The sequence below is a fragment of the Bradyrhizobium sp. WYCCWR 12699 genome, from assembly GCF_032144035.1.
Taxonomy (GTDB): Bacteria; Pseudomonadota; Alphaproteobacteria; order Rhizobiales; family Xanthobacteraceae; genus Bradyrhizobium.
Genome location: NZ_JAVTJN010000039.1, coordinates 744,609 through 757,258, shown reverse-complemented (window position 1 = coordinate 757,258; position 12,650 = coordinate 744,609). Strand labels below are relative to the sequence as shown.

Below are 12,650 nucleotides of genomic sequence, written 5' to 3'. Positions count from 1 at the left end.
ATGAGCAAGAACGTGATCCGGCGCAAATCACTTGAGCCTCGATCGTCATCGGAGGCTGACCATGACGCACGCGACGGCGGCGTGCAGTCGGTCGACCGCGCACTGTCGATCCTGGAAACACTGGCCGAGGACGACGAAGGCTACCGCCTCAGCGATCTCGCCATCCGCACCGGCCTGTCGGCCTCGACCGTGCACCGCTTGCTGGCGACACTGGAAAGCCGCCGCTTCGTCCAGTTCGACCGTGCAGCATCCAAATGGCACGTCGGCTCGCGCGCCTTCACGGTCGGCGCAAGCTTTGCGCGGCGGCGCAATTTCTCCACGCAGGCAATTCCCTACTTGCGCAAGCTGCGCGATCTCACCCGCGAGACCGCCAATCTCGCCGTCGTCGACGACGAATTCATCATCGTGCTGACCCGGATGGAGAGCCGCGAGATCATGCGCTCGCTGACCCAGGTCGGCGGCCGCGTCGCCATGGTGACATCAGGTGTCGGCAAGGCGGTGCTCGCGACCTATTCGGACGAGGACGTCGGCGCCGTCATCCGCCATCACGGCATGCCCCGCCTGACCGAGAAATCGATCGTGCGCCCGAGTGACCTGTTCAAGGAGCTCGAAAAGATCCGCAAGCAGGGGTTTGCGCTCGACGATGAAGAGGCCTGCATGGGCCTGCGCTGCATTGCTGCGGTGGTATACAACGACTGCGCCGAGCCGCTGGCGGCGATTTCGGTCTCAGGCATGACCAGCCGCCTGACCGACGACAGATTGCCGGAAGTGGGCCAAATCGTGCGCGACGTCGCCGGCGAGCTGACCCTTGCGCTCGGCGGGGTGATGCCGACGCCCCGCTAATTGGAAAATCCGGGCACTGTCGCTGGACAGCATCGGTCGTTTTGGCTGATATGCGACCAAACGACACAATGCGGCAAACGTCCGCATGAGCCTGGAGATGCCCAATGTTTCGATTTTCCACGCGCCTTGTCGGCGCAGCCGTCGCGCTGACCCTTGCGGCAGCGACGCCTTCTCTTGCCCAGCAGCTCGAACTTAAGCTGATGGCGCCGGCGGCTCCCGGCGGCGGCTGGGACCAGACCGCGCGCTCGATGCAGCAGGCGCTGGTGGCTTCGGGCGTCGCGCGCAGTGTGCAGGTCACCAATGTTCCCGGTGCGGGCGGCAGCGTCGGCATCGCCCAGTTCGTCAATGGCGCCAAGGGCGACGGCAACCAGATGATGGTCAACGGCTTCGTCATGGTGGGCGCGCTCGCCATGAACAAGTCGCCGGTGACGCTGGAACAGGTAACGCCGATCGCGCGTCTCACCGAAGAAATCCAGGTGATCGTGGTGCCCGCGAATTCGCCGATCAAGACCGCGCAGGATCTCGCTGCCGCGGTGAAGGCCGATATCGCCAAGGTGACCTTCGCCGGCGGCTCTGCCGGCGGCGTCGATCATGTGATGGCGGCACTGTTCGCCGGGGCCGTCGGCGCCGACGCCAAGAAGATCAACTACATCCCGTTCTCCGGCGGCGGCGAGTCGCTCGCTGCGATCCTCGGCGGCAAGGTCACCGCGGGCATTTCGGGCCTCAGCGAATATGAAGGTCAGATCAAGTCCGGCAAGTTGCGCGCGATCGGCGTGACCTCGGAGAAGCGCATCCCGGGCAGCGACATCCCGACCTTCAAGGAGCAGGGCATCGACCTCGTGATTGCCAATTGGCGCTCGGTGGTCGCGCCTCCCGGCATCACGCCGGAGCAGAAGAAGACCTTGAGCGACGCAGTCGAGAAGATGGTGAAGTCGGATGCCTGGAAGGAGATCCTCAAGCAGAAGGGCTGGGAGGATGCCTATCTCGGCGGCGACGCCTTCGCCGACTTCCTGAAGAAGGAAACCGTGCGGGTCACCGACGTGCTGAAATCGGTCGGCCTGGTCAAGTCATGACCTCGGGCGGTCCCACCCAGCCGCCGCGGCGCGTCGATCGCGCCGGTATCGTCATCGCTGCGCTGCTCGCCGTGCTCGCCGCGGTGCTGGTCTGGGACGCGCGCGGCCTGTCATCCACCGCGATGTACGGCATGGGGCCGGAGGCGATGCCGGTCGTGATCGCCAGCGGCCTTGCGCTGCTCGCGATCGGCAATTTCATCGACGCGGTGCGCGGCAATCTGCCGGCGCGCGAGAGCACCGATCCGGTTCCCGTGTTTCTGATCCTCGTCGGCCTGGCGCTGTTGATCGCCATCATCGGCTTCGGCGGCGGCTTTATCCTTGCGACCTCGGCGCTGTTCGTGACGACGTCGGCGGCCTTCGGACGCCGGGCCATCCTCGTCGACAGCATCATCGCCGTGGTGATGTCGACGCTCATCTATCTCGCGTTCGACCGATTGTTGACGTTGAGCCTTCCGACCGGCCCGCTGGAGCGACTGCTGTGATGGACACTTTTGCGGCGCTGGGGCACGGCATGGTCGTCGCCATTCAGCCGATCAACCTGCTCTATGCGCTGATCGGCGTGTTCCTCGGCACGGCAGTCGGCGTGCTGCCCGGCATCGGCCCCGCGCTGACGGTCGCGCTGTTGCTGCCGGTGACCTACAAGCTCGATCCCGGCGGCTCGCTGATCATGTTCGCGGGCATCTATTACGGCGGCATGTATGGCGGCTCGACCACCGCGATCCTGATCAACACGCCCGGCGAGAGCGCTTCCATGGCGACCGCGCTCGAAGGCAACAAGATGGCCAAGGCCGGCCGCGGCGGGCCGGCGCTCGCGACCTCCGCGATCGGCTCCTTTGTAGCCGGAACCATTGCCACCATCGGTCTTGCCTTCCTCGCGCCGTGGCTGGTCGATTTCGCCGTGCGCTTCGGCCCCGAGGATTATTTCGCGCTGATGTGCGTCGCTTTCGTCACGGTGTCGGCCACCTTCGGCGATTCCCCGATCCGCGGCCTGACCAGCCTGTTCATCGGTCTGACGCTCGGCCTCGTCGGCATCGACAAGCTGACGGGACAGGCGCGGCTCGCGTTCGGCGTCCCTGAATTGCTCGACGGCGTCGAGGTGACGACGCTGGCGGTCGGGCTGTTCGCGGTCGGCGAGGCGCTCTATGTCGCGTCGCGCCGCCACCACAGCGAGGAGAAGCTGGAGGCGGTGCGTGGCTCGCTGTGGATGACAAAGGAAGATTGGAAGCGCTCGTGGAAGCCCTGGCTGCGCGGCACCATGTTCGGCTTCCCGATCGGCGCGCTGCCCGCGGGCGGCGCGGAAATCCCGACCTTCATGTCCTATTCGACCGAGAAGCGCCTCACGAAGTACCCCGAAGAATTCGGCAAGGGGGCGATCGAAGGCGTCGCGGGGCCGGAAGCCGCCAACAACGCCTCCGCGGCCGGCACGCTGGTTCCGCTCTTGACGTTGGGGCTGCCGACCTCGGCGACGGCCGCGATGATGCTGGCGGGCTTCCAGCAATACGGCCTCAACCCGGGCCCGCTGCTGTTCGCCGAGCGGCCGGACCTCGTGTGGGGCCTGATCGCCAGCCTGTTCATCGCCAACCTGATGCTGCTGGTGCTGAATCTGCCGCTGGTCGGGCTCTGGGTGCGGTTGCTCGCAATCCCGCAGCCCTCGCTTTATGCCGGCATCCTCGTGTTCGCGACCATGGGCACCATCGCGGCAAAGCCGTCGGTGGTGGAATTGTCGATGCTATCAGGCTTCGGCGTGCTCGGCTTCTTGATGCGCCGGTTCGATTTTCCGATCGCTCCCGTCGTGGTCGGCCTGATCCTCGGCCCGATCGCTGAGAGCCAGCTGCGTCGCGCGCTCGCGATCAGCCTCGGCGATCCCATGACGCTGCTGCAGAGCCCGATCTCGGCGACGCTGCTCGGCGTCGCGCTGGTTGCGCTGCTGGCCCCATTCGTGCTGAAGGGGCTGGGGCGGTTCAAGGCGAACGAGGACTGACCGTCCTGGCGCACTTGTCGTCTCGTGTCGCGGCCATTCGTGGAGAACTGTCATGCCTTCCGAGCTCCGCTCGCCGCGTCTTGCGGTTCTGATCGACGCCGACAATGCCTCCGCGAAGATCGCGGACGGATTGTTCGAGGAGATTGCCAAGATCGGCGAGGCCAGCGTTCGCCGTATCTACGGCGACTTCTCCAATGCACGATCCAGGGGCTGGGCCGACATCCTGTCGAAGCACGCCATCATCCCACAGCAGCAGTTCGCCTATACGACAGGAAAGAACGCCTCCGACATCACGCTGGTCATCGACGCGATGGACCTGCTTCACAGCGGCCGGTTCGACGGCTTCTGCCTGGTGTCATCCGATAGCGACTTTACCCGCCTCGCGGCCCGCATCCGGGAGCAGGGCGTCGATGTCTTTGGGTTCGGCGAACAGAAGACACCGGAGAGCTTCAGACAGGCCTGCCGAAGGTTCGTCTACACCGAGAACCTCCTTGCCGGCACCGCGACCACCCAGGACGCAGCCTCGAAGTCTGCGCCGCTTCTGCCGCCCGATGCGGCCACGCCCATCATCAAGAAGGTCATCACCCAGATGGAAAGCGAGGACGGCTGGGTCGCGCTCCGTGAACTCGGGCAGCGGCTTGCCAACCTGGCTTCCGATTTCGATCCGAGAACGTTCGGTTTTCGCAAGCTGAGCGACCTCGTCCGGAAGACCAATTCGTTCGAGATCGATGAGACAAACGGGCGGTCGGTGCGGATCAGGGTCAAGGTTGCCGCGCCACCGCCGACAGCACAGAAGTCGCGCAGGCGTCCAAGGTCGAGGGCGGCAGGCGGTTCGGCGCCCAAGGCGTAAGCAGGGCGTGCCGTTATATTTGAGTTTGCCCGGTTTGGCGTAGGGCGTAACTATCGTTCGGCCGTAACGCCAAGCGAGGGTGCCCATGACCAAACTCACGCGCTTTTCCGTCGCGCCGCTGCACAGCATGACCCGGCGTCTGGCCGATGTGGCCTCGGCGCGCGTCGCGCCTAATCTCGTCGTCACCGGTGCGCAGGTGCTCTCGACTTATTCGGAGCGCATCCATGGGAACCGCGAGGTCTGGATATCAGGCGGCCGCATTGCGGCGGTGAAGCCGGCCGGCGCGGCGAAGAAGATCTGGAGCGGCGCTGCGACTTATGACGCCGCCGGCGGCATCGTCGCGCCGGGTCTGGTCGATCCGCACATCCATATCGAGTCCTCGATGGTGACGGCTTGTGCCTACGCCGAAGCGGCGCTGCTGAACGGCACCACCACGATCTTCTGCGACAGCCACGAGATCGGCAACGTCATGGATGTCGCCGGCGTCGAGGGGATGCTGGAGGACGCGCGGCAGGCGCCGCTCTCGATCTTCCTGACGGTGCCTTCGACTGTCCCTGCGACCTCGGCCGAGCTGGAGACCGCTGGCGGCGATCTCACACCGGACAAGATCGCCGGCCTGTTCGATCGCTGGCCGGAGGCCGTGGCGCTCGGCGAGAAGATGGATTTTGTGCCTGTTACGATGGGCGACGAGCGCAGCCACGCCATCCTCGCGGCCGCTTTGAAGCGTGGCCGTCCCGTCTCTGGCCACGTCTACGGCCGCGAATTCGTCGCGGCTTATGCGGCGTCAGGCGTCACCGACACCCACGAAGCGATCGACCGCGACATCGCTGACGATCTGCTCGACGCCGGCGTCTGGGTATTTTTGCGCGGCGGCCCGCCGACGACGCCCTGGCATTCGCTGCCGCAGGCGATCCGCACCGTCACCGAGCTCGGAGCCTCGCACAAGCGCACGGCGGTGTGCACCGACGACCGCGACGCCGACGATCTCCTGCTGTTCGGCCTCGACTGGGTGGTGCGCGAAGCGGTGAAGGCGGGGATGTCGCCGGAGCAGGCCTGGTCGATGGGCTCGCTGCATGGCGCGACGCGCTTCGCCATGGATGGCGACATCGGCGGGCTCGGTGGCGGGCGCCGCGCCGATCTCGTGCTGATGGACGATCAGCTCAAGCCGCAATGCACCTGGTACGGCGGCGAGCTCGTGGTCGAGCATGGCAAGATCACCGATAGCCTCGATCGGGCGCTGTCGCAGCGCTATCAATATCCCAAGGCGGCTTACGCGACCGTGAAGCTGCCGGAGAAGGTCAAGCTGACGCCGGAGCTGCCGGCGAAAGCCTGTACGGTCAACGCGATCAAGACCGCGCTGCCCGGCATCACGTTGATCCACGAGAAGGTCAAGATCGAGCCGGCCAAGGACTGGCCGGCGCTGTTTGAGCGCCATGGCCTCTGCTTCGTCGCGGTGGTCGAGCGCCACGGCAAGTCGGCTGGCAACGTCGCGCACGGCCTCTTGAAGGATTTTGGCCTGAAGCGCGGCGCGGTGGCCTCCAGCGTCGGCCACGACAGCCACAACATCATCGTCGCCGGCACCAACGAGCCGGATATGCAGGCGGCGATCGCCGCCATCAAGGCGCAGCAGGGCGGCGTCTGCGTCGTCGCCGACGGCGAGGTGAGGGCGCTGGTCGCGCTGCCGATCGCGGGCCTCCTGTCCGACAAGCGCGTCACGGAAGTGGCCGAAGACGTTAAGGCCCTGAAGAAAGAGTGGGCCAAGGCCGGCTGCACCATCCCCTACATGGGCTTCAATTTGATTCCGCTATCGGTCATTCCGGAAATTCGCATCACCGACAAGGGCCTCGTGCTGGTGCCGCAAATGGAGCTGGCGCCGCTGTTCGAGTGATGGCTTTCACGCGTGCCTCAGCCTAACTGACTGAAGCTGCCGCGATTTTTCCACGGCTGCCGCATCGTGGAAAATAAAATCGATCTCGTTGAGATCGTATGCTGCGCGCCCGATGATCTCGCTCGCTGACGCAACTCGAGCGAGGTCCGATATGGCGAAGATGCGAGCTATCGATGCTGCCGTGCGAATTCTGGAAAAGGAGGGCGTCTCCACCGCCTTCGGAGTTCCCGGGGCTGCGATCAATCCGCTTTACTCGGCGCTGAAGAAGCGCGGCTCGATCCGCCACATCCTGGCGCGGCATGTCGAGGGTGCCTCGCACATGGCCGAGGGCTACACGCGCGCCAAGGCCGGCAATATCGGGGTCTGCATCGGAACCTCGGGCCCGGCGGGCACCGACATGATCACCGGGCTTTATTCCGCGATCGCCGATTCCATCCCGATCCTCTGCATCACCGGGCAGGCACCGCGCGCGCGGCTCTACAAAGAGGATTTCCAGGCCGTCGACATCGAGTCGATCGCCAAGCCCGTGACCAAATGGGCGGTGACCGTGCGCGAGCCGGCGCTGGTGCCGCGGGTGTTCAGCCAGGCGTTTCATGTGATGCGCTCGGGCCGGCCGGGGCCGGTGCTGATCGACATGCCGCTCGACGTGCAACTCGCCGAAATCGAGTTCGACGATGAGACCTATGAGCCGCTGCCGGTCTACAAGCCCACCGCGACCCGCAAGCAGGTCGAGAAGGCACTGGAGATGCTCAACGCCGCCGAGCGGCCGTTGATCGTCGCGGGCGGCGGCATCATCAATGCCGACGCGTCGGATCTCCTGGTCGAATTCGCCGAGATCGCCAACGTGCCTGTGGTTCCGACCCTGATGGGGTGGGGCGCGATCCCCGACGATCACGTGCTGATGGCCGGCATGGTGGGGCTTCAGACCAGCCATCGCTACGGCAATGCCACGATGCTGGAGTCCGATTTCGTGCTCGGCATCGGCAACCGCTGGGCCAACCGCCACACCGGCTCGGTCGAAACCTACACCAAAGGCCGCACCTTCGTGCATGTCGACATCGAGCCGACGCAGATCGGGCGCGTGTTCAATCCCGATCTCGGCATCGTCTCGGACGCGAAGGCCGCGCTCGAGCTGTTCGTCACCGTCGCCAGGGAGTGGCGCCGGGTAGGCAGGCTTCGCGAGCGCCAGGCGTGGCCCGCTGCCTGCCGCGACCGCAAGAAGACCATGCTGCGCAAGAGTCATTTCGACAATGTCCCGATCAAGCCGCAGCGCGTCTATGAGGAGATGACCAAGGCCTTTGGTCGCGACACCTGCTACGTCACCGTGATCGGCCTGTCGCAGATCGCTGGCGCCCAGTTCCTCGGCGTCTATCGCCCACGTAACTGGATCAATGCCGGGCAGGCGGGGCCGCTCGGCTGGACCTTGCCCGCCGCCCTCGGCGTGCGTGCCGCGTGCCCGGATCGCGACATCGTCGCGCTATCGGGCGACTACGACTTCCAATTCCTGATCGAGGAGCTCGCGGTCGGGGCGCAGTTCAATCTGCCCTACATCCACGTCGTCGTGAACAACTCCTATCTCGGCCTGATCCGTCAGGCCCAGCGCGGCTTCGACATGGACTATCACGTCCAGCTCTCCTTCGAGAACGTCAATGCGCCGGAGCTCAACGGCTACGGCGTCGACCATGTCGCGGTCGCCGAGGGCCTCGGCTGCAAGGCGATCCGCGTCGCCGATCCGAAGGACGCACAGGCGGCATTTACGACCGCGCGCGAATTGATGGCCAAGCACCGCGTGCCTGTCGTGGTCGAGTTCATCCTCGAACGCGTCACCAACATCGCGATGGGCACCGAGATCGACAACATCGTCGAGTTCGAGGAGGTGCTGGATCTACCGCTCGACGAGGTCGGGACCGTCAGGCCCGGCGTGTTGCAGCCGGCTGAATAAGGGGAGAAGCATCATGCCGAAGTTTGCCGCCAACCTCACCATGCTCTTCAACGAGATGCCGTTCCTCGACCGCTTCGCAGCGGCGAAGGCGGCGGGCTTCTCGGGGGTCGAATATCTCTTCCCCTATGATTTCGACAAGGCGCAGCTGCGCGAGCAGCTCGAGGCCCACGAGTTGACGCAGGTGCTGCACAATCTGCCGGCGGGTAACTGGGCAGGCGGCGAGCGCGGCATTGCGATCCTGCCCGATCGCACTGCTGAATTCCGTGACGGCGTATTTCGTGCCATCGACTATGCCAAGGCGCTCGATTGCGAGCAGCTCAACTGCCTCGTGGGTATTGCGCCTGCCGACGCCGATCCGCGCGAGCTGAACGAGACGCTGGTCGGAAACCTGCGCTTTGCCGCCTCGACGCTGGCAAGGGAAAACATCAAGCTGCTGGTCGAGCCGATCAATACGCTCGACATTCCCGGCTTCTTCCTCAACGGCACCGAGCAGGCGATACAGCTGATCTCGGAGGTGCGGTCGAACAATCTGTTCGCCCAGTACGACATCTATCACATGCAGATCATGGAGGGCGATCTCGCCCGCACCATGCAGGAATATCTGCCGCAAATCGCCCATATCCAGCTCGCCGACAATCCCGGCCGGCACGAGCCCGGCACCGGCGAGATCAACTATCCCTTCCTGTTCCGCCATCTCGACGCGATCGGCTATCGCGGCTGGATCGGCTGCGAATACAAGCCGCGCACTACGACGCTGGAAGGGCTTTCGTGGCACGCCGCGCAGACGTTTGAGACGTAGGAGCTCGGGCTCAGATGCAGCTGCGATGACGGTGCGCTCCCGCGCCCGCAAGCGGGGGAGGTGTACCGAGCCAGTGGATACGACTTCGCCCAAATCGAGAGGAAACCCAGACATGATCGACATCGGCTTCATCGGACTTGGCACCATGGGACGGCCGATGGCCGGCCACCTCCTGAGCGCAGGCCATCGCGTTCTCCTGCACGACGTCGCGCCGGTTTCGCCGGAGCTGATTGCCGCGGGCGGCGTTGCGTGCAAGTCGGCCAAGGAGGTCGCGGAAGGGGCGGATGCCGTCATCATCATGGTGCCTGATACGCCGCATGTTGAGGCGGTGCTGTTCGGCAAGGACGGGGTTGCGAGCGGCATCTCCAAGGGCAAGATCGTCGTCGACATGAGCTCGATCTCGCCGTTGGCGACGAAAGAGTTCGCGAAGAAGATCGAGGCGCTCGGCGCGGACTATCTCGACGCGCCGGTCTCGGGCGGAGAGGTCGGCGCCAAGGCGGCGAGCCTCACCATCATGGTCGGCGGGCCGGAACGGGCCTTCAACACCATGGAGCCGGCTTTCGACAAGATGGGGAAGAACGTCACCCGCGTCGGCGCCAATGGCGACGGGCAGACGACCAAGGTCGCCAACCAGATCATCGTCGCGCTGACGATCGAGGCGGTGAGCGAGGCACTGCTGTTTGCATCGAAGGCCGGGGCCGATCCGGCGCTGGTGCGGCAAGCGCTGATGGGCGGATTCGCCTCCTCGCGGATCCTCGAAGTGCACGGCGAGCGCATGGTGAAGCGCAATTTCGATCCCGGCTTCCGCATCGAGCTGCACCAGAAGGACCTCAACCTCGCGCTGGAAGGCGCGCGCGCGCTCGGCCTGTCGCTGCCGAGCACGGCGGTCGCGCAGCAATTGTTCTCGGCCTGCGCCGCGCATGGCGGCAAGGGCTGGGACCATTCGGCGATGGTGCGGGCTCTGGAACTTATGGCGAGCCACGAGATCGCCGCAGCCTGAACTGTTACGCGGTAACAGTCTTCGTGTTTGCTGCGTCTTTCGCCACGGGGAACCGGAACAATGCTCCGGCCCCGCGGTTGAAGGCGCAGGACAATCACCGGAGACAAAACAACATGAAAACCCGTCTTGCGATTACGTTGGCTGCCGCGTCGCTGCTGGCGTCGAGCGCAGCCTTTGCCCAGTCGACGACCGAGCAGGGCGCCAGGGATGGCGCGCGTGCGGGCGGCGACATCGGCGGTCCGATCGGAGCGATGGTCGGCGGCACCGTCGGCGCGGCCGTCGGCGCCGGTCTTGAAATTCCAAATGCGGTCCTCGGCGGAATTCCTCGCAGCGACTCCGTCGTGGTCGAGGAGCGCGTCGTGGTCGGCGAGCCGCTGCCACCCACCGTCGTGCTGCGGCCCGTGCCGAACTACACCGAGTATCGCTATGCGGTCGTGAACGATCGCCGCGTGATCGTGGAGCCACGCACGCGCCGCGTCGTCAAGATCATCGACTGATCGGCAATTCCATATGTTGAAAGACGGGCCCTGCGGAGTGTCACTCCGCGGGGCCTTCGCTTGTGACGGCGGGGCCAGCGCGAAAGCGCGTCAGCAGCCAATCGGCCACGGCCGCGAGCGAAAAGCCGATGCAGGCGGTGAGCGCGTCGACCAGAAAATCCTCCAGCCGGGCATGGCGTCCGGGTGCCCAAAACTGCATCAGCTCGAGCACCCCGATCAGGACGATCGCGGCCGCTGTACTGAGCAGGCGCCGGCGCGGATAGGCGAGGCCGAAGGCCAGCCCCACCAGGATGAATGCGACTGCATGTTCGCCGTCCTGGCCGAGGTCGGAATGAGGCCGCAGGCCGGGGGGACCGAGGGTCGCGAAGGTCACGGCGGCCGCGAGCAGCCAGGCAAAGGAACGTATCAAAATGGACATCCGTTTCGCTTAGCACAGATCTGCGGCGGGCCGGTACAGTCCCTCCATCAGATCGCTGTGTAGTTAATGACGAAACGTTAAAGTGGCTCGCGCACGCCGAGCCCATGCATGAACCGCTCCCGGATCTGCACGGGATCACGCCTCGTGGCGCCGACGCCGGGCTTGTCGTCGATCCGGACCGCGATCAGGTGTGGCTCTGCGGCGGACATGGCCGCGTCAACCAGGCGTTCGAAATCCTCCTCGTCCGCAGCCCACGCGCTATTGGCAAGGCCGGAGCCGATCGCGATGGCAACGATGTCCGCGACGCCCGCCGCAGGTGTCGGCTGTGCGCCGGTAATCTGGTAGATGCCGTTGTCCATCACGATCATGATGAGGTTCTTCGGCTTCAACGCCGCAATGGTCGAGAGCGCGCCGAGCTGCATCAGCAGCGAGCCGTCGCCTTCGAGCGCGAAGACGCGGCGGTCGGGCTGCGCCAGCGCCACGCCGAGCGCGATCGGAAAGGCGAGCCCCATGCTGCCCAGCATGTAGAAATTCTGCGGGCGGTGGCCGGCGGCCCAGAGGTCGAAATTGGTGTTGCCGATGCCGCCGATCACAGCTTCCTCGTGCTTGAGCTTTGCGATCAACCGCGAGGTGACGTCGAAGCGGTTCATGACCTTGGTGTTGCGGGTATCCATCGCCAAACTCATTTGTCGAAGGTCTTGCCGCCGGTGAGCAGCGGGTTGAGGATCAGGGCCACCGGCGCCTGCGTCGTGACGGCCTGCTTGATCGAGCGGTCGGCGATGAATTCGAGCTCGTCGAGTCGCGTGATGGTGTGGTGCTCCAGCGCGAGCGAATCCAGCACCGGGCGCATGGTGCGGCAGACCAGCGACTGCCCGTAGTTGAACTCGCCGAGCGTGCCTCGTTCGGAGACGAACATGATCAGGGGAATCTGGTAGGGCACTGCGAGCGAGGCGAGCACGTTGGCGAGCGTCGCAAAGCCCGAGGTCTGCATAAGCACCGCGCCGCGCCGACCGCCCATCCAGGCGCCCGAGACGATGCCGACCGCCTCCTCCTCGCGAGCCGTGGCGAAGGTGGTGAAGAAGGGATCGGCGTGCAGATTCTTGATAAGCGGGGTCAGCACGCGGTCGGGCACGTAGGGGACAAGGCTGATCTCGTTCCGCTTCAGGGTTTGCAGGACGATGCCGTGCCAGCTTCGGTCGCTGGACCCTTGGGTCGCCTCGGGCGAAGTCTGCCGTTCCGCAATCGCCATTTGCGTTCTCCCTTGCGCCGCGCATGCTTCTTCCTTGGCCGCCGCGGCTGTCAGCCGAACTTGACGGAGCGGGCGGGATTGTCAACATGTCCGAGCCGGCACCGTGATCT

13 protein-coding genes are annotated in these 12,650 nt (G+C 65.2%); 10 read left to right on the top strand and 3 right to left on the bottom strand.

Going from position 1 to position 12,650, the window contains the following annotated elements; translation table 11 throughout:
* The 10 genes from RPS27_RS34355 to RPS27_RS34310 all read left to right on the top strand — a co-directional run bounded on the left by RPS27_RS34355 (position 1) and on the right by RPS27_RS34310 (position 10,873).
* Positions 1 to 843, top strand: a complete 843-nt coding sequence (locus tag RPS27_RS34355; RefSeq protein WP_194408242.1) for an IclR family transcriptional regulator — start codon at positions 1 to 3, stop codon at positions 841 to 843.
* A 104-nt stretch (positions 844 to 947) separates the two neighbouring features.
* Positions 948 to 1,916: a Bug family tripartite tricarboxylate transporter substrate binding protein gene (locus RPS27_RS34350; RefSeq protein ID WP_211417583.1), complete on the top strand. Its 969-nt coding sequence runs from the start codon at positions 948 to 950 to the stop codon at positions 1,914 to 1,916.
* Entirely contained in the window at positions 1,913 to 2,398 is a 486-nt protein-coding gene (locus RPS27_RS34345) for a tripartite tricarboxylate transporter TctB family protein (RefSeq protein ID WP_212067102.1), read from the top strand. The genes RPS27_RS34350 and RPS27_RS34345 overlap by 4 nt, the downstream gene beginning before the upstream one ends.
* Positions 2,398 to 3,897 (top strand): tripartite tricarboxylate transporter permease, encoded by a 1,500-nt coding sequence (locus RPS27_RS34340; RefSeq protein ID WP_313754980.1) that lies wholly within the window; start codon positions 2,398 to 2,400, stop codon positions 3,895 to 3,897. The genes RPS27_RS34345 and RPS27_RS34340 overlap by 1 nt, the downstream gene beginning before the upstream one ends.
* A gap of 52 nt (positions 3,898 to 3,949) precedes the next feature.
* Positions 3,950 to 4,747 carry an NYN domain-containing protein gene (locus RPS27_RS34335; RefSeq protein ID WP_212067100.1) on the top strand — a complete coding sequence of 266 codons (798 nt, stop codon included), beginning with the start codon at positions 3,950 to 3,952 and terminating at the stop codon, positions 4,745 to 4,747.
* Between the two features lie 85 nt (positions 4,748 to 4,832).
* Positions 4,833 to 6,635: an adenine deaminase C-terminal domain-containing protein gene (locus RPS27_RS34330; protein WP_212067099.1), complete on the top strand. Its 1,803-nt coding sequence runs from the start codon at positions 4,833 to 4,835 to the stop codon at positions 6,633 to 6,635.
* 151 nt (positions 6,636 to 6,786) lie between these two features.
* Positions 6,787 to 8,577, top strand: a complete 1,791-nt coding sequence (gene gcl / locus RPS27_RS34325) for a glyoxylate carboligase (protein WP_212067098.1) — start codon at positions 6,787 to 6,789, stop codon at positions 8,575 to 8,577.
* A 13-nt stretch (positions 8,578 to 8,590) separates the two neighbouring features.
* The gene (gene hyi, locus RPS27_RS34320; RefSeq protein WP_212067097.1) at positions 8,591 to 9,376 is read left to right on the top strand and encodes a hydroxypyruvate isomerase; all 786 of its coding nucleotides are present in this window, start codon (positions 8,591 to 8,593) and stop codon (positions 9,374 to 9,376) included.
* Between the two features lie 112 nt (positions 9,377 to 9,488).
* Positions 9,489 to 10,376: a 2-hydroxy-3-oxopropionate reductase gene (locus RPS27_RS34315; RefSeq protein WP_212067096.1), complete on the top strand. Its 888-nt coding sequence runs from the start codon at positions 9,489 to 9,491 to the stop codon at positions 10,374 to 10,376.
* A 113-nt stretch (positions 10,377 to 10,489) separates the two neighbouring features.
* A complete protein-coding gene (locus tag RPS27_RS34310; protein WP_018315876.1) occupies positions 10,490 to 10,873 on the top strand; it encodes a DUF1236 domain-containing protein in 384 nt (127 codons plus the stop codon).
* Positions 10,874 to 10,913: 40 nt separating this feature from the next.
* Here RPS27_RS34310 and RPS27_RS34305 read toward each other — a convergent pair whose 3' ends face one another.
* From RPS27_RS34305 to RPS27_RS34295, 3 genes are all read right to left on the bottom strand, one after another.
* A complete protein-coding gene (locus RPS27_RS34305; RefSeq protein ID WP_211417575.1) occupies positions 10,914 to 11,291 on the bottom strand; it encodes a VanZ family protein in 378 nt (125 codons plus the stop codon).
* A gap of 77 nt (positions 11,292 to 11,368) precedes the next feature.
* Positions 11,369 to 11,977, bottom strand: coding sequence for a thiamine pyrophosphate-dependent enzyme (locus RPS27_RS34300; RefSeq protein ID WP_194407233.1), 609 nt, complete (start codon positions 11,975 to 11,977; stop codon positions 11,369 to 11,371).
* Positions 11,974 to 12,540: a thiamine pyrophosphate-binding protein gene (locus RPS27_RS34295; RefSeq protein WP_211417574.1), complete on the bottom strand. Its 567-nt coding sequence runs from the start codon at positions 12,538 to 12,540 to the stop codon at positions 11,974 to 11,976. Before RPS27_RS34295 ends, RPS27_RS34300 begins: the two co-directional genes overlap by 4 nt.
* Between the last annotated feature and the right edge of the window lie 110 nt (positions 12,541 to 12,650).

Bases quoted from the DNA above. Each gene is read 5' to 3' on its own strand.
- RPS27_RS34315 (WP_212067096.1), top strand. From the start codon at position 9,489: ATGATCGACATCGGCTTCATCGGACTTGGCACCATGGGACGGCCGATG.
- hyi (WP_212067097.1), top strand. From the start codon at position 8,591: ATGCCGAAGTTTGCCGCCAACCTCACCATGCTCTTCAACGAGATGCCG.
- gcl (WP_212067098.1), top strand. From the start codon at position 6,787: ATGGCGAAGATGCGAGCTATCGATGCTGCCGTGCGAATTCTGGAAAAG.
- RPS27_RS34295 (WP_211417574.1), bottom strand. From the start codon at position 12,540: ATGGCGATTGCGGAACGGCAGACTTCGCCCGAGGCGACCCAAGGGTCC.
- RPS27_RS34345 (WP_212067102.1), top strand. From the start codon at position 1,913: ATGACCTCGGGCGGTCCCACCCAGCCGCCGCGGCGCGTCGATCGCGCC.
- RPS27_RS34355 (WP_194408242.1), top strand. From the start codon at position 1: ATGAGCAAGAACGTGATCCGGCGCAAATCACTTGAGCCTCGATCGTCA.
- RPS27_RS34330 (WP_212067099.1), top strand. From the start codon at position 4,833: ATGACCAAACTCACGCGCTTTTCCGTCGCGCCGCTGCACAGCATGACC.
- RPS27_RS34340 (WP_313754980.1), top strand. From the start codon at position 2,398: ATGGACACTTTTGCGGCGCTGGGGCACGGCATGGTCGTCGCCATTCAG.
- RPS27_RS34350 (WP_211417583.1), top strand. From the start codon at position 948: ATGTTTCGATTTTCCACGCGCCTTGTCGGCGCAGCCGTCGCGCTGACC.
- RPS27_RS34305 (WP_211417575.1), bottom strand. From the start codon at position 11,291: ATGTCCATTTTGATACGTTCCTTTGCCTGGCTGCTCGCGGCCGCCGTG.
- RPS27_RS34335 (WP_212067100.1), top strand. From the start codon at position 3,950: ATGCCTTCCGAGCTCCGCTCGCCGCGTCTTGCGGTTCTGATCGACGCC.
- RPS27_RS34310 (WP_018315876.1), top strand. From the start codon at position 10,490: ATGAAAACCCGTCTTGCGATTACGTTGGCTGCCGCGTCGCTGCTGGCG.
- RPS27_RS34300 (WP_194407233.1), bottom strand. From the start codon at position 11,977: ATGAGTTTGGCGATGGATACCCGCAACACCAAGGTCATGAACCGCTTC.